This is a genomic window from Steroidobacteraceae bacterium (assembly GCA_041395505.1).
Classification (GTDB): Bacteria; Pseudomonadota; Gammaproteobacteria; order Steroidobacterales; family Steroidobacteraceae; genus JAWLAG01.
In genome coordinates, this window is sequence record JAWLAG010000002.1 from 41,314 (window position 1) to 60,110 (window position 18,797).

The following is an 18,797-nucleotide window of genomic DNA, read 5'->3' on the forward strand; positions in this document are numbered from 1 at the left end:
AGCCCACGGAAGTTCCGCCATGCGTCGATGTGCACCCTGGCTTCATGCATCGTTGTTGCTCGCGCTCTGCGTTGCGGCGTCGGCCGCCATGCCGGTTCCAAAACCACCCGACATCGATGCCCGGGCCTACCTGCTTGTGGACTTCCACAGCGGCAAGGTGCTGGCCGATCGCGACGCCGCGGCGCGAATGGAACCCGCGAGCATCACCAAGCTGATGACCGCCTACGTGGTGTTCGAAGCAATCCGCGAGGGCCGTCTGCAATTGCACGATTCGGTTCTGGTCAGCGAACACGCCTGGCGCGCCGAAGGTTCGCGCAGTTTCATCAAGGTCGGCGCAAGCGTGCCGGTGGACATCCTGCTGAAAGGCATGATCATCCAGTCCGGCAATGACGCGGCGATCGCGCTCGCGGAACGCGTCGGCGGCAGTGAAGACGGCTTCGCGTCCATGATGAACAGCTATGCCGGGAAGCTCGGCCTGACGAATTCGCACTTTCGCAACAGCACCGGCTTGCCCGATCCCGAGCACTACATGAGCGCCGCGGATATCGCAGAGCTGTCCGCCGCGTTGATACGCGACTTTCCCGAATACTACCGCTGGTATTCGCAGCCCGAATTCACCTGGAACGGAATCCGCCAGCGCAATCGCAATGACCTGCTTGGTCGCGACCCGTCGGTCGATGGCATCAAGACAGGTCATACCGAATCCGCGGGTTACTGCCTCGTGACGTCGGCGGACCGCAACGGCATGCGCCTGATATCGGTTGTCCTCGGTACGGCGTCGGAGAAAGCACGCGCTGACGCCAGCGCCGCCCTGCTGAACTTCGGCTATACATTCTACGAAACCGTCCGCATGAAGGCCGCAGGCGAGAAGATTCTCGTGCCGCAGGTCTACAAGGGAGCAACCGATGCGGTCGATGCCATCACCGGCCATGAGCTGTGGGTGACCGTACCGCGTGGCACGGCGGCTGCCCTCACGACACGCGCATCGGCCCGCGATCCCCTGATCGCGCCCTTCGCCGCGGGCGATGACATCGGCGAGATCACGGTATTGAGTGGCGAGGAGGTCGTTGCGCAGGCGCCGCTTCAGGCAGCAACGGCCGTGGCAGCCGGAGGCTGGTGGGGCGGCCTGGTCGACACCATTGCCCTCTGGTTTCACTGAGCACGAGCAGATCAGCCCCGCCGGATTGGTCGGCCGCATATGACATCGTTGTGTTTCGTGAACGGCGAGTACATGGATGCGGCGGCGGCGCGGATTTCGCCGTTCGATCGGGGTTTTCTGTTTGCCGACGCTGTCTACGAGGTCATACCGGCGTATGCCAGCAGGCCGTTTCGTTTCGCACATCACCTGGCGCGCCTCGGCCGCAGCCTCGGCGAGCTGTCGATCGACTCGCCGCACAGCGAATCCGAGTGGCGCGCGATCTGCTCTCACCTGCTCGCAGGCGGCGCGGCGTCCGATCAATACCTGTACCTGCAGGTCTCCCGCGGCGGCAGAGCGGGCGAGCGCAACCCTGCACCATTGCCAGCGCTGGCGCCGACCGTATTCGCCTATGCGGCCCCCTGGACGCGGCCGGCCGACAGCGTGCGTCGCGATGGCGTGCGGGCAATTACGACCGCCGACATACGCTGGCAGCGCTGCGATATCAAGACGGTCGCCCTGGTCGGCAATGTGTTGTTGCGCCAGATGGCAAGCGAACGTGACTCGGCCGAGGCATTGTTGCTGCGCGATGGCTGGGTCACCGAAGGCACGTCGAGCAGCGTTCACCTCGTGCATGGCGGTCGCCTGCTCACACCGCCCGATGGACCGCTGTTGTTACCCGGGACGACCCGCGATGTCGTCCTCGAACTCGCGAACAATTTGCGAGTACCCTGCATCCGGCAACCGGTCAGCGAGCGGCAGCTGCGCAGCGCGGAGGAAATCTGGATCAGCTCTGCGTTACGGGAATTCATCCCTGTCACGCGCCTCGACGACGCCATCGTCGGCGACGGCCGGGTCGGCCCATTGTATCGGCAGCTGCGAGCGCAGTTCGAGGCCATGCTGGCCAGGGAATCGGCATTGCCATGGTAACCGGCGAGCAGCTGCTGCGTTTTCCCTGCGATTATCCGCTGAAAGTGGTTGGTCGCAGTACGTCCGTATTGCGCGCCGAGATCGATGCGATCGTGCGCCGCCACGTGCCGCAGCTTGTCGATGAACAGGTTTCGGTGCGCAACAGCGGACACGCCAACTATGTTTCCATCACCTATCGCATCGTCGCCGAGAGTCGCGAGCACATCACCGCGCTCGTAATCGAACTTCGCAACGCACCGCACGTCATCATGGTGATTTGAGATAATGTGCACCAGCGCACGTCGCTGATTTGTCAAAGCGGGGCACACATGCCATGATGCCCTGACATCGATATTCGACCGGTAACGAGGCAGCACGCCATGCGTACTCCAGCATTACCTGGCCGCATACTGATGTTGGGTTGCGGCAGCATCGGACAGGCACTCCTGCCCATGCTGATCAGGCGCTTCTCCGACGATGTTTCGCGGTTCACGGTTCTGGCCGCCGACGAGGATGGTCGGCCATTTTGCGAACGCCTGGGCGTGTCGTTTCGACGCGAACCGCTCAACCGCGAAAATTTCCGCCGCGTACTCGGCTCCCTGCTGCGTAGCGGCGACCTGCTGGTGAACGTCTCCGTCGGCGTCGGCAGCCGCGAGGTCGCACGCTTCTGTTCGCGCCGCGATATTCTCTACGTCGATACCTCCATCGAAGTCTGGGACGGCGCCGGCCAACCGAACGGCGCAGACCATCTGGCGAACAGCAATTACGTAATGCGCGAGTCGGTGCTCGCGCTCAAGCGCGAACTGGGCGAATCAGGCACTGCGGTCATGGACCATGGCGCCAATCCGGGCCTGGTCTCGCATTTCTTCAAGCGCGCACTCCTCGACCTCGCGGCGCGCGAAGGTATACGTTCCGAACCTCGTACCCGCAATGACTGGGCGCGGCTCGCGCGCCGACTCGACGTGCGCCTGGTGCAGATTGCGGAGCGCGACTCGCAGCGCGAGTCGACGAACAAGCCGGCCGATGAATTCGTCAACACCTGGTCGGTGCCGGGGTTCACGTTCGAGTTATTGCAGCCCGCCGAGCTTGGCTTCGGCACCCACGAGCGCTGGCTGCCGGACGATGCGCGCCGCCATGCCCAGGGATCACGCAGCGGCATCCTGCTGCAGCGACCTGGCGTCGAGACCTACGTGCGCAGCTGGGTACCGAGCGTCGGACCACAACAGGGATTGCTGATAAGTCACGACGAAACGCTGTCGATCGCAGACTACTTCTCGGTACGGGATGCAGGCACCACCTTGTATCGCCCGAGCGTGCAGTTCGCGTATCGACCTTGCGCGGCGGCCATGCGGTCGATCGACGAATTTCGCGAGGCCCGCTTCGCGCCGCATGCCCGCCAGCGCGTCCTAGGCAGCGAGATCGTTGCCGGCATGGATGAGCTCGGCGTACTCGTATGCGGCCCCGCCGCAGGTCCGTACTGGCTCGGCTCGCGTCTTGATATTCACCATGCGCGCGCGCTCGTCGAGAGCAGCAATGCGACCAGCCTGCAGGTTGCGGCCGGCGCGCTCGCGGCTGTCGCCTGGGCAATCGACAACCCGCGGCGCGGCATCGTGGAGCCCGACGAGATCGACTACCGCGCGGCGCTCGATGTCGCCCTGCCCTATCTCGGCGCATGCGAAGGGCATTTTGCCGAGTGGTCAGCGCTCGATGATTTCGAGCGGGCCGACTGCCACGACGAGACCGATCCATGGCAATTCGTGAATCTGCGCGTTGACGCGCCGGAGCGCGACTGGCGTGCAATCAGTGCGCCGCTGATCCGAACGGCAGAAAACCGTCGCGGCTGAGCGGCGGTTCGTCGACCTCGAGTCTTCGCGCAAGGCAGGGCAGCAGGTTCGCGGCAGATGCAGCGACCGACTGTTGCGTGCCGAGCGTCGCCAGGTCGGTCATCGCAAGACCCGCGTATCCGCAGGGATTGATCCTTGCGAACGGCGCGAGGTCCATCGCGACGTTGAATGCGAGACCATGGTAGCTGCCATTCTTGCGCACACGTATTCCGACACTCGCGATTTTCGCTCCGGACACATACACGCCCGGTGCATCCGCACGCGCCGCCGCTCGGTAGCCGAGCGCAGCGAGATAGTCAACCACGGCGGACTCGAGTGCGCTCACCAGCCAGCGCACGGCGCGCTCGCGCCGACGCAGATCGAGCAACGGATAGACCATCAACTGGCCGGGGCCGTGATAGGTCACCTGGCCGCCCCGATCGACACGCACGACGTCGATGGACCCGGCGTCGAGAACATGGGCCGGGTCGGCATTCATCCCCAGGGTGAACACGGGTGGATGCTCGAGCAGCCAAAGTTCATCGGGCGTATTTTGATCGCGCGCTTCCGTGTATGCCTGCATCGCCCGCCAGGTCGGCTCATAGGGCTGCCTGCCGAGCCAGCGCGCGCGCAGCGGCTGCCGGCAGGGCTCAGGGCGTATTGCGGATTCCGGCATTGTTGCCAGCCAGCGCCCGCTCCGCCCTGTAACTCGAGCGAACCAGAGGCCCTGCGACACATTCGCGAAAACCCATCGCCAGTGCGGTATCACGCAGTGCCGAGAACTCCTGCGGCGAGACGAAACGGGCGACTGGCAGGTGATGCACCGTCGGCTGCAGATACTGCCCGAGGGTCAGGAGGTCGACCGAGCGCGCACGCAGGTCGCGCATGCATTGGATGACCTCGTCCTCGCTTTCTCCCAACCCCAGCATGAGGCTGGATTTGGTCAGCACGGCGGGCGCGTGTCGTTTGGCGTGTTCGAGAACTGCGAGCGTTTGCGTATAGCTGGCGCGTGGATCACGCACGGGGTGCGTGAGGCGCTCGACGGTCTCGATATTCTGCGCGAAGACCGCAATCCCACTGTCGACGACCACTTCGACCGCAGCAGGATCGCCGCAGAAATCCGGCGTCAGCACCTCCACCTGGGTCTGCGGCGACAGTTCGATGATCGCCCGAACGGTTGCAGCGAAATGCCGGGCGCCACCATCGGCGAGATCGTCGCGATTCACCGAGGTGAGCACGACGTAACGCAAGCCCATCAACTGCACGCTGCGCGCCGTGTTGAGCGGCTCCTCGCGATCGAGCCAGCCGCGTGGATTGCCGGTATCCACAGCACAGAACCTACAGGCTCGCGTACAAACTTCGCCAAGCAGCATGATGGTCGCCGTGCCGGCGTTCCAGCACTCCCCGATGTTGGGGCAATGTGCTTGCTCGCATACGGTCGCGAGCCGATGTTCGCGCACGATCTTGCGCACGTCGTTGAAGCCCTCGCCCGCGGGCATCTGTGCGCGCAACCAGCGCGGCTTGCCGCTGTCGCGGCGTACCGTCACGCCGTTGCGTTTTTTCTGGCCATCGCGAATCGCGGTGAAGCCCTGCTCGGTCAGGTATTTGTCGCCGCTGCGCGGGGCTTCACGGCTGATAGTGACCGGAATGTCCTTGAGGCGGCTCATGTGGGGCAACGATACGGCATTTCATGCTCGCTTGCAGTGGCCAGGCGCACTTGCCGGTCGAGATCCCGGAGCCGCTCGGGCGTACCGACGTCATGCCAGAGGCCATCATGGCGCACGCCCATGATGCGACCCGCGCTGATTTCGGGCGCAAGGACATCGAGCAGTTTGCGCTTGCCCGATGCCAGGCCGGCGAAGAGGGTCGGATCGTAGATCGCGATGCCGGAGAACGTAAGCCGCGTTGGCGCCGAGCCGACGATACCAGCGGCATCGAGTGAGAAATCTCCCCGCGGATGGTGGGTGGGATTGGCGACCAGAACCAGGGTCGCAAGCGCGCCCGGATGAAGTCGCAGCCGTGAAAATTCGAAGTCACAGTAGATATCGCCGTTGACCACCAGGAATGGCTCGCTTGAGAGCCAGCGTTGCGCCGCCACGATGCCGCCCGCCGTCTCGAGCGCTTCGCGTCCTTCATCGCTGAAGTGCACACGCAGGCCCCAGCGTGAGCCATCCTTGACGAATTCGCGGATTCTTTGCCCCAGCCAGGCAAGATTGATCACGACTTCGCGCACACCGGCCGCGTGCAGATTGCCAAGGTGGTAGTCGATGAGCGGCCTGCCGGCAACCTCGAGCAGCGGCTTCGGCAGCCGATCCGTCAACGGACGCATGCGCTCACCGCGGCCCGCCGCGAGTATCATCGCCTTCATTGCGCGACCGTCGCGAGCGCCCGTTCCGTCGCAACGGGAAGCTCATCCGCAAGCTGCTCGAGGTAGTCCGCGAGCACGCCTAGCTCGGGAAATCTGCGGCAGCCGTCGATCGTATAGCGCAGCGTGAGCGGCAGGTCGCGCAGGTAGCCGGCTTTGCCATCCCGATGCCAGAGGCGTGCGAAAATGCCGAGCACCTTGAGATGACGCTGCACGCCGGCGAGTTCCACCCAGCGCGTGAACTCCGGGAAATCGCCCGCCTCGGCACCACATCCGCTGAGTGCCGTGTGATAGCGCGCCAGCCATTCGAGCCATGTTGCACGCGGCCACTCGATATAGCAGTCCTTGAGAAGGGAGACCGGGTCATAGCCGATGGGCCCGGCGAGCGCGTCCTGGAAATCGAGGACACCCGGATTGCGTTCGGCAAGCAGCATCAGATTGCGCGTATGGTAATCGCGATGCACGAATACGACCGGCTGCGCGAGCAACTCACCGATCAGAAAGTCGAACGCGGCTCGCAGCATGCCTGCGGTATCGGTGGTGACATCGAGATCGAGATGACGCTGCAGGAACCATTGCGGCATGAGCTGCATCTCGCGCTCGAGCGCCGCTGCATCGTAGCGGGCGAGCTCGGCCGTTGCGGGCTGCGCATCGACCTGGATTGCGAGCAGTGCCCGCAACGCATCGTCATACAGGCGGTGCGGATCCGCACCCTGGCGCAGTGCCGCCAGGTATTGGCGATCACCGAAATCCTCAAGCAACAGAAAACCGCGCCCCAGATCGCTCGCGAGCACGGCCGGCACGTGCACACCTGCGTGACCCAGCAATTTGCCAATGCGCAGGTAGGGCTCGATGTCCTCATGCTCGGGCGGAGCATCCATGACGATACGGCTTGCGCCGTCGTGATCGATGACGCGGAAATAACGCCGGAAACTCGCGTCGGCCGATGCGATCGCAAGGCTACGCACTCGACAACCGAGGTCGCCCTGGAGCCAGCCCGCGAGGAGCTCCCGTCGTGGGTCGACCGGCTGACTACTTTCTGCTCCAGCATGTTGCATCGCGCCATTATAATGTGTGCGCCATGCCCAACCGGCGAGTACATCGCAGTTCCTTTAGCGCGCCGGCGGCCGTCGTGCTGCTCAGCATGGGGCTGCCCGCCGTCGTCGGCGCCGCCGACGCCGATTGCGAACAACCGCCGGCCGATCAGACGCCCGCGACGCCCGCTGCGACGCGCGCAGTCGATGCCAATGCGCCCATCGAGATCGAAAGCGACCGCTCGGTCCTCGGATTGAATGGCAACGCCACGGTCAGCGGCCGGGTCACCGTGCGCCAGGGCGATCGCGAGATACACGCCGATGAAATGGAATACTCGCAAGAGGAACGGGCGCTGACCCTGAGAGGCAATATCGAGTACGAGGACCCGTTGCTGCGGCTGCGGGGCCGCAATGGCAACTACGCCACGACAGGCGGTGCGGATTTTCAGGGCGCGGAATTCGAACTGAAGCAGCGCGGCGCCAGGGGACGCGCCGACAATGCCGCGCTCGGCCTCGACGGGCTCATCGCATTGCGCGGCGTCAGTTTCACGAGTTGTCCGCGCGATGACGAGGCCTGGGCGCTCGAGGCCGACAGCATCACCCTCGATCCGCGCCGGCGCAACGGCGTCGGCCGCGGCGCCCGGGTGAGATTCAAGGGCGTACCGATACTCTACACGCCATGGATCTCCTTCCCGATCGGCACGCAGCGAAAGAGCGGTTTCCTGTTTCCCAATGTCGGCAATTCCTCGCGCAGCGGCTTCGAACTGCAGACACCCTATTACGTCAACATCGCGCCCAACATCGATGCGACCTTCGAGCCGCGGTTGTACAGCAAGCGCGGCGTCGAGCTGGGCGGTGAGCTGCGTTATCTCGATGAACACAGCCTCGCGTCGTTGACCGCGCGCTTCCTGCCCGGCGACCGGGCCGTAGCCGCCGATCTTGCCAGCAACCCGTTGCGCAGCAGCAATCGTGACCGCAGTTTCGTGCAACTGCGCCAGGAGACCCGGCTGCCCGGTGACTGGCGCATGTTGATCGATGCGGCCAATGTCAGCGATCGCGAATATTTCGAGGATTTTGGCCAGGGCCCGGAAGGGACGAGCCAGCCTTTCGTCCCCCGCAATCTCGCCCTGCGCTATCGCGACAACAACTGGCGCCTGGGTGCCGAGATCCAGCACTTTCAGACACTGGACAGGAGCCTGACGCCGCTCGAACAGCCCTATGCGTCGCTGCCGCGTCTTGCCGCAGCCGGGCAGTACTGGGTCGGGCCGGGCCACCGCCTGGGTGTCGGCATGGATGCCGAGCTCGTGAATTTCGACCGCGACGCGGGCGTGACCGGCTGGCGCATGGATCTGGCGCCGAGACTTTCACTCGACTGGGCCGGAAGCGGCTATTTCCTTCGCCCCACTGCCGGGTTTCGCGTGACAAATTACCAACTGGACGGCACAGCCCCCGGCGAGGCGCGGAGCCCGTCCCGCAGGTTGCCTTTCGCGAGCCTCGATGGCGGCTTGATCCTCGAGCGGCGCAACAGCTCGAGCTACGTCACGCTGGAGCCGCGCGCCTTGTACCTGTACACGCCGTTTCGCGCACAGGATGACCTGCCGGTATTCGACACCGCCTTGCCGGATGGCGATCTCGTGCAATTGTTTCGCGATAATCGCTATGTCGGGCCGGACCGCGTCAGCGATGCCAATCAACTGAGCCTTGGCGTGACGGCGCGCTACAACGACCTGAAGACCGGTCGCCAGAAAGTCGCCGCCTCCATTGGCCAGATCTACTATTTTTCATCGCCGCGGGTGCGTTTGCCCGACGAAGTGACAGCCGAACGTCGCAGCAGTGACTTGATCGCTCAGCTGTCGGTCAACGCCCTGTCCAATTGGTATGTCGACCTCGCCACGCAATGGAACACCGACCTCGGTTCGAGCGAGCGCGCCCAGGCACAGCTGCGCTACCAGAGCGCGGCGAATCGCGTGGTCAATCTCGGCTATCGTATGCAGCGCGATCGGCTCCGCCAGGCAGAGTTTTCCGCAGCATGGCCCGTGGCCCGGAACCTGCAGGCATTTGCCCGCATCGTGCGTGACCTCGATGCAGACCAGGCAATCGAGAAATTCGCCGGTCTCGAGTATCGCGCCTGCTGTTGGGGACTGCGCCTCGTGGCACGACGGTTCGTATCGAGCCGCACCGGCGAGCAGGACACCGGCATCTATCTGCAACTGGAACTCACCGGCCTCGCCAGTGTCGGAGTGCCAGCAGACGCTTTTCTCGAGCGATCAATTCGTGGATACTCGCCGCCCCGGCAGTCGCGCTAGCGGCCCAACCAGCCTGATTGTAACTATATGAAATTATTGGATAATAATCCGTTCCTGGCGCTCATGATGCTGGTGCTGGCACTGCCCGAGGGCGCGCAGGCCAGCGAGCTCGGTGGCCCCGGTACGCTGCTCGACAGGGTGGTCGCCGTGGTCAACGACGGCATCGTGCTCGAGAGCGAGCTCGACGCGCAATTGACGCTGATCAGCCAGCGCCTGCAGAGCCAGCAACAGGAGCTGCCGCCCGAGAACGTACTGCGCGAGCAGGTGCTCGAGCGACTGGTGCTGCAGGAGATTCAGATGCAGCGCGCCAAGCGCCTGGGTGTCAACGTGCCCGACGAGGCCGTGAACAACGCATTGCGGGAAATTGGCGAGCGCAACGGCCTCACGCTGGCGCAGCTGCCGGCGGCGATGGCTGCTCAAGGCGTTGACTACGCGAGTTACCGCAGCGGCATTCGCACGGAAATGACGCTCAACCTGCTGCGACAGCGCGACGTCCTGGCGCGCATCAACATCAGCCCGCGCGAACTCGACCGCTACATGGAAAAGCGCGCGGCGCAACCTTCACAGAGCGCCGAGTACAATGTGTCGCACATCCTCATCGCCGTTCCCGAGGCAGCGGCCCCCGAAGACATTGCGCGCGTAACGGCCCGGGCCGAGGACGTGCATCGTCGCGCCGCCGCAGGCGAAGACTTCGCCAAACTCGCTATCAGCTATTCCAACAGCCAGACAGCACTCGAGGGTGGCGAACTTGGCTGGCGCAAGGGCACGGAATTGCCGACCTTTCTCGAGGACGTCATCGTCAAGCTCGAGCCTGGCCAGGTCAGCGAGCTGCTGCGCACGCCATCGGGCTTCCACCTCGTGCGTCTCAATGAACGGCGCGGCGTCGGTGCGGGCAGCGCGGTCGAGCAGCAGTCGCATACGCGCCATATTCTTCTCAAACCGAACGAATTGCAGGACGACGCGACGGTGGCGCAGCGCCTGCGCGATATCCGCGCGCGCATTGTGAACGGCGAGGACTTCGCAGGCATTGCCAAGACCGTCAGCGAGGATGTCGGCTCCGCCGCCAACGGTGGCGATCTTGGCTGGAACCCGGGCGGCACCTTCGTTCCCGAATTCGAAGCACAGCTCGCGAAGCTCGGCGAGAATGAAATCAGCGAGCCTTTTCGCACCCAGTTCGGCTGGCACATCGTGCAACTGCTCGGCAAGCGCAGTATCGACAACAGCGATGAAATCAAGCGGCGCCAGGCAATGCAGGAGCTGGTCATGAGCAAGGCCGACGACGAAACCGAATTGTGGCTGCGCCGCCTGCGCGATGAAGCCTACGTGGACCTGCGACTCTGACCTTGCGCGCACGAGGCCGCCACTGAGTGCCGTCCACAAACGCATCGCGTTGACCGCCGGCGAACCAGCCGGCATCGGGCCCGATATCTGCCTCGACGTCGCCCGGCGCGAACTCGACTGCGAATTGGTCTGTTTCGCAAGCGCTGACGTCCTCGAGGCGCGTGCCCGGGCACTGGGCCATGGAGTCAGGATCGAGCGCTTTGATCCCAAACTGCGCCGACGTCACCAGGCCGGTGTGCTGCAGGTGCTGGATCTGCCCTACCCGCATCCGACCCGTGCCGGGATCATCGAGCCACGCAATGCACCGCAGCTGCTTGCGACTTTGCAGCAGGCCGTCGTTGCGGTGCGCGACCTTGCATTCGACGCGCTGGTCACCGCGCCGGTCAACAAGGCGGCTCTCTCGACGCCCGCGCGCGTCTTTCACGGTCATACGGAATTCATCGCCCAATTGTGCGGCGCCTCGCAACCGGTGATGCTGCTGGTCGGCGGCGGTCTGCGCGTCGCGCTTGCGACGACCCACCTGCCACTGCGCGAGGTGGCGTCTGCCATCTGCGCCGCGACGCTCGAACGCATCCTCGCTGTGCTGGACGATGGGCTCAGGCGCCACTTCGCAATTGCACGTCCGCGCCTGGCGGTCTGCGGCCTCAACCCGCATGCCGGGGAGAGCGGCCAACTCGGTGACGAAGAGACCGCGGTCATCGCTCCTGCCGTGCATGCCGCTGCTTCGCGCGGCATCGACGTCGCGGGACCCTTCCCGGCAGATACGATATTCGTGCCGGACCAGCGCAGGGACTTCGATGCAATTCTCGCGATGTACCATGACCAGGGCTTGCCGGTTCTCAAGGCCGGAGCATTTGGCGCCGCGGTCAACGTGACGCTCGGTTTGCCGATCATTCGCACGTCGGTCGATCACGGCACTGCGCTGTCGCTCGCGGCAACCGGCCGCGCATCGTCGGGAAGCCTGCTCGCGGCGATCGAGACTGCGCTCGACATGGCACGCCAGACGGCGTGATGCACGCGCGCAAGCGATTCGGTCAGCATTTTCTGCACGATCGCAATGTGATCGGCCGCATCATCGCCGCCATTGCGCCGATGCCTGGCCAGCACTTCGTGGAAATCGGTCCGGGGCACGGCGCGCTGACCGAAAGCCTGGCGCAGTCCTGCGCGAGCATTGATGCCATCGAAATTGATCGCGACCTGGCCGGGCTCCTGTGCAGCCGGTTCGAGGGAGCCGGACATGTGCATATCCACCAGGGCGACGCGCTGCAGTTCGATCTGAAAAGCATCCCGGCCGCAGGCAGGTCGCGGCTGCGGGTGGTCGGCAACCTGCCGTATAACATATCGACGCCGCTGCTGTTTCATCTGCTCGGCGAGCGCGAAGCCATCGTCGACATGCATTTCATGCTGCAGCGCGAAGTGATCGAACGAATGACGGCGCCACCGGGTAATCGCCGTTACGGCCGCCTGACCGTCATGCTTGCGCCCTATGCGAACATCCACCGGCTGTTCGACATAGGCCCGGGTGCTTTCACGCCAGCGCCGAAGGTCTGGTCGTCGGTCGTGCGGATCGATGTGCTGGAGAAGCCACGGTTCGCGGTCGACCAGCGTTATGCAAGGCTGGTCACTGCCGCATTTGCCATGCGTCGCAAGACCTTGCGCAACAGCCTGCGGGAACTCCTCGATGCAGCGCAGATTTCGGCCTGCGGGATCGATCCCGGGGCCCGGGCGGAATCGCTCGCGCCGCAACAGTTTGCTACCCTTGCGCAATGCCTGCAAGCGAGCTAGCGTTCCCGCTGTGAGCCCATATCGTCACCTGCTCCTCGCCGTCGACCTGTCGCAGCACAGCCGCCAGGTCGCCCTGCGCGCCCAGCAGCTGGCGACCAGTTTTGGCGCGCGCCTCGACATCATCCACGTGGTCGAATTCGTGCCGGTCGAACCCATGGGCGAGACACTCATGCCCGCTGTCCAGATCGAAGAGGAGCTGCTCGAGCGCGCCCAGCAGCGGCTGGACCAGCTTGTAACCGATCTCAATCTGCAGGTCGAGGAACTGCACGTCGAAGCCGGCAATGTCAAGGCGGAGATATTGCGGGTCGCGCAGGAACGTAAAGTCGATCTGATCGTACTCGGCAGCCGTGAGCGCCACGGGTTGTCGATCATGATCAACCTCACGGAAGATACCGTGCTGCACCAGTCACCCTGCGACGTGCTGGCAGTGCGAGTCGGCAATTCGAAAGCACAATCATGACAACCGTGACAACCACGCACCGCATCGGCATCGAAGTCGCGACCGAGTATCTCGCCGAGCAGTCGAGTCCCGGCGACCATCGCTACGTATTCGCCTACACGATCACCATACGCAACGAAGGGGAGCGGGCCGCCAAGTTGCTCACCCGCCATTGGGTCATCACCGACGCGAACGGCAAAGTCCAGGAAGTGCGCGGCGACGGCGTCGTGGGCGAACAGCCGCATCTGCAACCCGGCCAGGGCTTTCGCTACTCGAGCGGCGCGGTCATCGAAACCCCGGTCGGCGCCATGCAGGGCTCCTATCAGATGCAAAGCGATGACGGCGCGAGATTCGATGCGCCGATCCCGCCCTTCCGCCTGGCGATTCCCGGCGTGCTGCACTGACATCCGCCGGGCATGGCGCGCTATGCCATCGGCGATCTGCAGGGATGCCTCGGCGCGCTGCGCGCGCTACTTCAGAAAATCCGCTTCAAAGCCGATCGGGATCAATTGCTGTTTGTCGGGGATCTGGTCAATCGGGGTCGTGAATCGCTCGAGTGCCTGCGCTTTGTGCACGCGCTCGGCGAGAACGCCATCGTCCTGCTCGGCAACCATGACCTGCACCTGCTGGCCGTCGCGCTCGCCGGTGAGCGGCAACGGCGCCGCGACACCCTGAGCCCTGTCCTTGAGGCGCCCGACCGAGATGCGCTTTTGCAATGGCTGTTGCAACAGCGCCTGGCATGGCGTGACAGGAACAAGGACCTGTTGTGCGTGCATGCGGGCGTTGCGCCGCAGTGGAGTGCGGCCGAGACTGACAGACTCGCGCGGGAATGCATGCAAGCATTGCGGGCCTCGCCCGCCGCCTTCCTGAAGTCAATGTATGGCGATCAACCTGATCTGTGGCGAAGCGAACTGACCGGCGTGCGCCGGCGGCGATTCGTCATCAATGCCTTGACGCGCATTCGGTATTGCACGCCGGACGGCCGCTTGCGATTGCGCGAGAAAATGTCGCCGGCCGCGGCACCGCCGGGACTCGTGCCCTGGTTTCGGCTCCCGAGGCGCCGCACCCGTAACGTCACGGTGGTGTTCGGGCACTGGTCGACGCTCGGTCTGTATCGCAATGATGGCGTGGTTGGTCTCGACAGCGGTTGCGTATGGGGAGGTGCGTTGAGCGCAGTCGATCTCGATGAACTCGGCAGCAGCTGGCGCGTACGCTGCAGTGCCAGTCAGCTGCCGGGTGCAGACTGAGGCGCAACGGCTGCGCCGACGGCAGGGTCAGGGGCAGCGAGGCCCACCGCGGCACCCCAGCGTATGATGAGTTCCGGCGTGCGCGCGCGGTACACGTCGGGCGATAGCGCAAGTTCACGAGCGGCTCCTGCCACGACCGGCACGATGACCCGCGCCGATCCGACAACTTCCACTGCCTGCACGGTGCCGGGCACGAGCTTCAGCGCCAGCCGCATGGGCCAGGTCCTGTCCGGATCTTTCGGTTGCACGCGCACCGCGCCGCTGCCCGAAATTGCGCTCAGGTCGATCACTAGCGTATTGCCACTCCAGTACTGCGGGTAGTTGCGCGACGCGCCACTCGCGAAATCAGTGAAAGCGAAAGCGTCTTCGCTGAGGTCGATGACGGTTGCCTTGCGCGCGAATGGCCATTTGACTCGCGGCAGGTGCGAACAGCCCGACACGGCTGTGAGCGTGATCATCATCACCAAAAGGACCTGGGTCCGAGCTGCCGTGATCAATTCGAGTCCTCCTGCCAAGCGCACACTATGCCCGGCGCAACGCGCCAATACCAGCTGTCGCCATCCGCACACGTCGCGGGGTAATTGCACCATAGCCGGCCGGTTATGGTTACCATAGGCGCGCATGCAGGATCATGATCCAGTACTCGTTCCGCTCGATCTGGCACGCTGGATCGACAGGAATCGCGCGCTCCTGAAGCCGCCGGTCGGCAATCGCGAGCTGTTCAAGCAGGGTGAATTCATCATCATGGTGGTCGGCGGGCCCAATAGCCGCAAGGACTTCCACGTCGACCCGGGCGATGAGTTCTTCATGCAGATCGAGGGGCAGATGACGCTGCGCGTGGTCGAGAACGGCAAAATGCGCGACATTGCGCTGCGAGCCGGCGAGTTGCTGCTGTTGCCGGGAGGCATTGCACACTCCCCACAGCGTCCCGCCGACACCGTCGGCCTGGTCATAGAGCGGCAGCGCCGCAAAGGCGAACTCGATGGGTTCCAATGGTATTGCGAGCGGTGCAATCACCTGCTGCACGAGGAATTTCTGCAGCTCACCGACATCGAGACCCAGCTCGCTCCGGTTTTCGCCCGCTTCTATGCCGACCCGGCGCTACGGCGCTGCAGGCATTGTGGCCACTCCATGGAGAGGCCAGACTGACCGCAGCCGGGTACGCGCACGTCCATGAGTTTCGCCCCGACAATCGAGTTCGCGCAGTCCTGTGACGACGCCGACCAGCTGCGCGGTTTTCGTGCGCAGTTCATCATGCCGCGCGACCCGCGCGGCCATGAGGTGACCTATCTGTGCGGCCACTCGTTGGGACTCGCACCGCGCGCCGCACTCGATATCGTCAGCGAGGAACTGGCCGATTGGGCGCGGCTTGCGGTGCTAGGCCACCACGAGGCGACGCGGCCCTGGATCGGCTATGCCGACGAGCTGAAGGACGATCTCGCGAGCCTCTGTGGCGCAGCGCCGAGCGAGGTCGTCGCCATGAACGGCCTGACTGTCAATCTGCATCTGTTGCTGACGAGCTTCCTGCGTCCAAGCGGCAACCGGCGCAAAATCCTGATCGAGCACGGGGCCTTCCCCTCCGATCGTCATGCGGTCACCTCGCAGATGCGCCTGCACGGGCTCGAGGTACAAACGGATCTCGTCGAACTGCAGCCCCGTCCGGGAGAGGATTGCCTGCGCGAGGACGACATCGAGCGCACCATCGACGCCCTCGGCAATGAACTCGCGCTGGTGCTGTGGCCCGGTGTGCAATACCGGACCGGACAATCGTTCGACCTCGCTCGAATCACTGCGGCTGCGCATCGCGCCGGCGCGGTCGCCGGCTTCGACCTCGCGCACGCGATCGGCAATCTGCCGCTGCAATTGAGCGATTGGCGCGCCGACTTCGCCGTCTGGTGCAGCTACAAATATCTCAATGGCGGCCCGGGCGCCGTCGCCGGCGCCTACGTCAACGAGCGACACCATGCGCGCACCGACCTCAGGCGCTGCGAGGGTTGGTGGGGGCACGACGCGGCCACGCGGTTTCGCATGGGTGAGAAATTCCAGGCGGCGCGTGGCGCGGACGCCTGGGCACTCAGCAACCCGCCGGTTTTCTCGACAGCGCCACTGCTCGCCTCTTTGCAGATCTTCCGCGCCGCGGGCATTGGGCGATTGCGCGAAAAATCGGCCTACCTGTCCGACTATCTCTTGTTCCTGACGAACAACATCGCTGCTGGCCAATTGCAGGTGATAACACCTGCCGCGAGCGATCAGCGCGGTGCGCAGCTGTCACTACGCATACCGGGGCGCCTCGGGCGGGGCCGTCAGGTCTTCGACTGGTTGCTGGCACAGGAGTGCATCTGCGACTGGCGCGAACCGGACATCATCCGCGTCGCGCCGTGCCCGCTCTACAACTCCTATGTCGACGTCTTTCGCTTCGCCGATCGGCTGTCGCTCGCCCTGCGCACGTTTGCATGAACCGGCAGATCGGCCACATCAACGTAATCGGCGCCGGTCTCAGCGGACCATTGCTTGCGTTGCTGTTGGCGCGACAGGGTCACAGCGTGCGCATCTTCGACCGCGGCGCCGATCCGCGGACGCAGCCCCTGCTGGGCGGACGCTCGATCAACCTGGCATTGGCCGCGCGCGGTTTGCGCGCCCTCAGCGCTGCCGGACTGACGCGCAGTGTGCAGCCGCTGCTGGTGCCCATGCGCGGACGGATGGTGCATGAGGGCAAGGCGGCGCCCCGCCTGCTGCCCTACGGGCAGCGTCCCCATGAAGTCATCTACTCGGTTTCGCGGCGCGAACTGAACCTGCTGTTGATCGCCGCCGCGGATACCGAGCCGACGGTTGAATTCCGCTTCGCACAACGTTGCCTCGGCGCCCGGCCGCAATACAATGTGCTGCACTTCGAGGACGGCATCAGCGGCCGCCTCTACGAAACCGACCTTGCGCCCTCGATCGCCGCGGACGGTGCCGGTTCGGCCATTCGCAACAGCCTGGTCGCAAGCGGGCTCATCGAAGCCAGCGAAGAGCTCCTGGAGCATGATTACAAGGAGCTCAATATTCCGCCCGAATGTGGCGCAGAACTTGCCCGCGATGCCTTGCACGTCTGGCCGCGGGGCGATTTCATGCTGATCGCGCTGCCGAATACCGACGGCAGCTTCACCGCGACGCTGTTCCTGCCGCGCGACGGACCGGTCAGTTTCGCAACTCTCAGGAGCCCTGCCGATCTCGACGCGCTGTTTCGCGAGCAATTCCCGGATGCCCAGCCACTGCTGCCTGATCTCGCGGCGGATTATTTCAGGAATCCTCAGGGCATCATGGGTACCGTGCGCTGCTCGAACTGGCATGTCGGCGGCCAACTGCTCCTGCTGGGCGATGCCGCGCACGCGATGGTGCCCTTTCACGCCCAGGGGATGAATGCCGCGTTCGAGGACTGTCACCAACTCGCGGAACAATTCGCAGGCGAGGCATCCTGCAGCGAAGTCTTTGCACGGTTCACGGCCGAGCGCCGTTCACATACCGATGCGATCTCGCGCATGGCGGTGGAGAACTTCCTCGAAATGCGCGCCACCGTGCGCGAGCCCCTGTTCCTGCAGCGCAAACAACTGGCGTTGGCACTGGAGCGCGCACATCCCGAGCGCTTCGTGCCGCGATATTCCATGGTCATGTTCCATCCCGAGATCGGCTATGCCGACGCCAGGGCACGTGGCGAGGTCCAGCAGCAGATACTGGCGCAATTGATTCCCGTCCCGCTCACCGACACAGCGCAGATCGAAGCGCTGGCGCACTCAGCCGCCGCGGCCGAACTCGTCAGCTCGCGATTGCCACGCATCGACGTGGAGCACCGTCAACCCGACCTCGTGTAGTTGACGAAGGACATCGCGTAGGCATTGCGCTCATCCGCCGCGTGCTCGCTGCGTTCGTCCTCGCGCCAGGCGCCGAAGTCGAGCGGCGGAAAAAAACAATCACCCTCGATGTTCGCCCGCACCCGGGTGATGCAAAGGCGCGTGGCCACCGGCAATGCTGCTTCGTACAGCTGTGCACCGCCGATGACGAACAATGGCTGCCCGGGAGCCGGCACGCATCGCGCATCGTCAAGGTCGGCAACGCGTTCGACGCCATCCGCATGCCATGACGCATCACGCGTCAGCACAAGGCTGCGTCGCCCGGGCAAGGGTCGGCCGATCGATTCGTAGGTCCGGCGACCCATTGCGATGACCCCTCCCAGGGTCTGTCGCTTGAAATGCGCGAGGTCGGCGGGTAGATGCCAGGGCAGCCTGCCGTCGCGACCAATGACACCATTGGTCGCCATGGCGACGACGATCACGACCGGCGCCTGCAAATGTGAGCTGCTTCTCAGTTCCGTTGACATAATCTGACCAGTCTGTGAGTGGTTCGGTACCTGAAATCTCAGCCTAACCCCTAATC

The 18,797-nt window shown here is 64.4% G+C and carries 20 protein-coding genes; 14 read left to right on the top strand and 6 right to left on the bottom strand.

Annotated elements, in window-relative coordinates; all coding sequences use genetic code 11:
• The first annotated feature begins 19 nt into the window (after positions 1–19).
• The 4 genes from R3E77_12830 (at position 20) to R3E77_12845 (ending at position 3,888) form a co-directional block, all read left to right on the top strand.
• The gene (locus R3E77_12830; protein ID MEZ5500300.1) at positions 20–1,159 is read left to right on the top strand and encodes a D-alanyl-D-alanine carboxypeptidase family protein; all 1,140 of its coding nucleotides are present in this window, start codon (positions 20–22) and stop codon (positions 1,157–1,159) included.
• A gap of 39 nt (positions 1,160–1,198) precedes the next feature.
• Positions 1,199–2,065: an aminotransferase class IV gene (locus R3E77_12835; protein MEZ5500301.1), complete on the top strand. Its 867-nt coding sequence runs from the start codon at positions 1,199–1,201 to the stop codon at positions 2,063–2,065.
• Positions 2,059–2,325, top strand: a complete 267-nt coding sequence (locus tag R3E77_12840; GenBank protein MEZ5500302.1) for a DUF493 domain-containing protein — start codon at positions 2,059–2,061, stop codon at positions 2,323–2,325. Before R3E77_12835 ends, R3E77_12840 begins: the two co-directional genes overlap by 7 nt.
• A 99-nt stretch (positions 2,326–2,424) precedes the next feature.
• Complete coding sequence (locus R3E77_12845) at positions 2,425–3,888, top strand: saccharopine dehydrogenase NADP-binding domain-containing protein (GenBank protein ID MEZ5500303.1); 1,464 nt, start codon at positions 2,425–2,427, stop codon at positions 3,886–3,888.
• Here the strand turns inward: R3E77_12845 and lipB are convergent.
• From lipB to R3E77_12865, 4 genes are read right to left on the bottom strand one after another with little or no spacing between them, the layout of a single operon-like run.
• Positions 3,845–4,543: a lipoyl(octanoyl) transferase LipB gene (lipB, locus tag R3E77_12850; GenBank protein ID MEZ5500304.1), complete on the bottom strand. Its 699-nt coding sequence runs from the start codon at positions 4,541–4,543 to the stop codon at positions 3,845–3,847. The two genes, R3E77_12845 and lipB, sit on opposite strands and share 44 nt — an antisense overlap.
• Positions 4,518–5,534 carry a lipoyl synthase gene (gene lipA / locus R3E77_12855; GenBank protein MEZ5500305.1) on the bottom strand — a complete coding sequence of 339 codons (1,017 nt, stop codon included), beginning with the start codon at positions 5,532–5,534 and terminating at the stop codon, positions 4,518–4,520. The genes lipB and lipA overlap by 26 nt, the downstream gene beginning before the upstream one ends.
• Positions 5,531–6,235: a nucleotidyltransferase family protein gene (locus R3E77_12860; GenBank protein ID MEZ5500306.1), complete on the bottom strand. Its 705-nt coding sequence runs from the start codon at positions 6,233–6,235 to the stop codon at positions 5,531–5,533. The genes lipA and R3E77_12860 overlap by 4 nt, the downstream gene beginning before the upstream one ends.
• On the bottom strand, positions 6,232–7,290 hold the full coding sequence (locus tag R3E77_12865) for a phosphotransferase (protein MEZ5500307.1): 1,059 nt from the start codon (positions 7,288–7,290) through the stop codon (positions 6,232–6,234). Before R3E77_12865 ends, R3E77_12860 begins: the two co-directional genes overlap by 4 nt.
• A 23-nt stretch (positions 7,291–7,313) precedes the next feature.
• Between R3E77_12865 and R3E77_12870 the strand changes: the two genes are divergently transcribed.
• Genes R3E77_12870 through R3E77_12900 form a run of 7 tightly spaced genes read left to right on the top strand, consistent with a single transcriptional unit; the run spans position 7,314 to position 14,384 of the window.
• Complete coding sequence (locus R3E77_12870; GenBank protein MEZ5500308.1) at positions 7,314–9,572, top strand: LPS-assembly protein LptD; 2,259 nt, start codon at positions 7,314–7,316, stop codon at positions 9,570–9,572.
• Between the two features lie 27 nt (positions 9,573–9,599).
• Positions 9,600–10,913 (top strand): peptidylprolyl isomerase, encoded by a 1,314-nt coding sequence (locus R3E77_12875; protein ID MEZ5500309.1) that lies wholly within the window; start codon positions 9,600–9,602, stop codon positions 10,911–10,913.
• 49 nt (positions 10,914–10,962) lie between these two features.
• Positions 10,963–11,925: a 4-hydroxythreonine-4-phosphate dehydrogenase PdxA gene (pdxA, locus tag R3E77_12880; protein ID MEZ5500310.1), complete on the top strand. Its 963-nt coding sequence runs from the start codon at positions 10,963–10,965 to the stop codon at positions 11,923–11,925.
• A complete protein-coding gene (gene rsmA, locus R3E77_12885; GenBank protein MEZ5500311.1) occupies positions 11,925–12,698 on the top strand; it encodes a 16S rRNA (adenine(1518)-N(6)/adenine(1519)-N(6))-dimethyltransferase RsmA in 774 nt (257 codons plus the stop codon). The genes pdxA and rsmA overlap by 1 nt, the downstream gene beginning before the upstream one ends.
• Positions 12,699–12,708: 10 nt before the next feature.
• Positions 12,709–13,158 carry a universal stress protein gene (locus R3E77_12890; GenBank protein ID MEZ5500312.1) on the top strand — a complete coding sequence of 150 codons (450 nt, stop codon included), beginning with the start codon at positions 12,709–12,711 and terminating at the stop codon, positions 13,156–13,158.
• Positions 13,159–13,163: 5 nt separating this feature from the next.
• Positions 13,164–13,541: a Co2+/Mg2+ efflux protein ApaG gene (gene apaG / locus R3E77_12895; protein MEZ5500313.1), complete on the top strand. Its 378-nt coding sequence runs from the start codon at positions 13,164–13,166 to the stop codon at positions 13,539–13,541.
• 12 nt (positions 13,542–13,553) lie between these two features.
• On the top strand, positions 13,554–14,384 hold the full coding sequence (locus tag R3E77_12900) for a symmetrical bis(5'-nucleosyl)-tetraphosphatase (protein ID MEZ5500314.1): 831 nt from the start codon (positions 13,554–13,556) through the stop codon (positions 14,382–14,384).
• On the opposite strand, the gene R3E77_12905 is transcribed toward R3E77_12900, so the two are convergent.
• Complete coding sequence (locus tag R3E77_12905) at positions 14,363–14,881, bottom strand: hypothetical protein (protein MEZ5500315.1); 519 nt, start codon at positions 14,879–14,881, stop codon at positions 14,363–14,365. The two genes, R3E77_12900 and R3E77_12905, sit on opposite strands and share 22 nt — an antisense overlap.
• 124 nt (positions 14,882–15,005) lie before the next feature.
• Between R3E77_12905 and R3E77_12910 the strand changes: the two genes are divergently transcribed.
• From R3E77_12910 to R3E77_12920, 3 genes are read left to right on the top strand one after another with little or no spacing between them, the layout of a single operon-like run.
• Positions 15,006–15,533, top strand: coding sequence for a 3-hydroxyanthranilate 3,4-dioxygenase (locus tag R3E77_12910; protein MEZ5500316.1), 528 nt, complete (start codon positions 15,006–15,008; stop codon positions 15,531–15,533).
• Positions 15,534–15,557: 24 nt separating this feature from the next.
• Positions 15,558–16,841 (top strand): kynureninase, encoded by a 1,284-nt coding sequence (gene kynU, locus R3E77_12915; protein ID MEZ5500317.1) that lies wholly within the window; start codon positions 15,558–15,560, stop codon positions 16,839–16,841.
• Complete coding sequence (locus R3E77_12920; GenBank protein ID MEZ5500318.1) at positions 16,838–18,235, top strand: NAD(P)/FAD-dependent oxidoreductase; 1,398 nt, start codon at positions 16,838–16,840, stop codon at positions 18,233–18,235. The genes kynU and R3E77_12920 overlap by 4 nt, the downstream gene beginning before the upstream one ends.
• Here R3E77_12920 and R3E77_12925 read toward each other — a convergent pair.
• Complete coding sequence (locus R3E77_12925; GenBank protein MEZ5500319.1) at positions 18,217–18,741, bottom strand: dihydrofolate reductase; 525 nt, start codon at positions 18,739–18,741, stop codon at positions 18,217–18,219. The genes R3E77_12920 and R3E77_12925 overlap by 19 nt on opposite strands.
• Positions 18,742–18,797 lie beyond the last annotated feature (56 nt).

What these genes read in the sequence shown, in the direction of transcription:
- R3E77_12830 (MEZ5500300.1), top strand. Translation starts at nt 20, where the DNA reads ATGCGTCGATGTGCACCCTGGCTTCATGCATCGTTGTTGCTCGCGCTC.
- R3E77_12835 (MEZ5500301.1), top strand. Translation starts at nt 1,199, where the DNA reads ATGACATCGTTGTGTTTCGTGAACGGCGAGTACATGGATGCGGCGGCG.
- R3E77_12840 (MEZ5500302.1), top strand. Translation starts at nt 2,059, where the DNA reads ATGGTAACCGGCGAGCAGCTGCTGCGTTTTCCCTGCGATTATCCGCTG.
- R3E77_12845 (MEZ5500303.1), top strand. Translation starts at nt 2,425, where the DNA reads ATGCGTACTCCAGCATTACCTGGCCGCATACTGATGTTGGGTTGCGGC.
- lipB (MEZ5500304.1), bottom strand. Translation starts at nt 4,543, where the DNA reads ATGCCGGAATCCGCAATACGCCCTGAGCCCTGCCGGCAGCCGCTGCGC.
- lipA (MEZ5500305.1), bottom strand. Translation starts at nt 5,534, where the DNA reads ATGAGCCGCCTCAAGGACATTCCGGTCACTATCAGCCGTGAAGCCCCG.
- R3E77_12860 (MEZ5500306.1), bottom strand. Translation starts at nt 6,235, where the DNA reads ATGAAGGCGATGATACTCGCGGCGGGCCGCGGTGAGCGCATGCGTCCG.
- R3E77_12865 (MEZ5500307.1), bottom strand. Translation starts at nt 7,290, where the DNA reads ATGCAACATGCTGGAGCAGAAAGTAGTCAGCCGGTCGACCCACGACGG.
- R3E77_12870 (MEZ5500308.1), top strand. Translation starts at nt 7,314, where the DNA reads ATGCCCAACCGGCGAGTACATCGCAGTTCCTTTAGCGCGCCGGCGGCC.
- R3E77_12875 (MEZ5500309.1), top strand. Translation starts at nt 9,600, where the DNA reads ATGAAATTATTGGATAATAATCCGTTCCTGGCGCTCATGATGCTGGTG.
- rsmA (MEZ5500311.1), top strand. Translation starts at nt 11,925, where the DNA reads ATGCACGCGCGCAAGCGATTCGGTCAGCATTTTCTGCACGATCGCAAT.
- R3E77_12900 (MEZ5500314.1), top strand. Translation starts at nt 13,554, where the DNA reads ATGGCGCGCTATGCCATCGGCGATCTGCAGGGATGCCTCGGCGCGCTG.
- R3E77_12910 (MEZ5500316.1), top strand. Translation starts at nt 15,006, where the DNA reads ATGCAGGATCATGATCCAGTACTCGTTCCGCTCGATCTGGCACGCTGG.
- kynU (MEZ5500317.1), top strand. Translation starts at nt 15,558, where the DNA reads ATGAGTTTCGCCCCGACAATCGAGTTCGCGCAGTCCTGTGACGACGCC.
- R3E77_12920 (MEZ5500318.1), top strand. Translation starts at nt 16,838, where the DNA reads ATGAACCGGCAGATCGGCCACATCAACGTAATCGGCGCCGGTCTCAGC.
- R3E77_12925 (MEZ5500319.1), bottom strand. Translation starts at nt 18,741, where the DNA reads ATGTCAACGGAACTGAGAAGCAGCTCACATTTGCAGGCGCCGGTCGTG.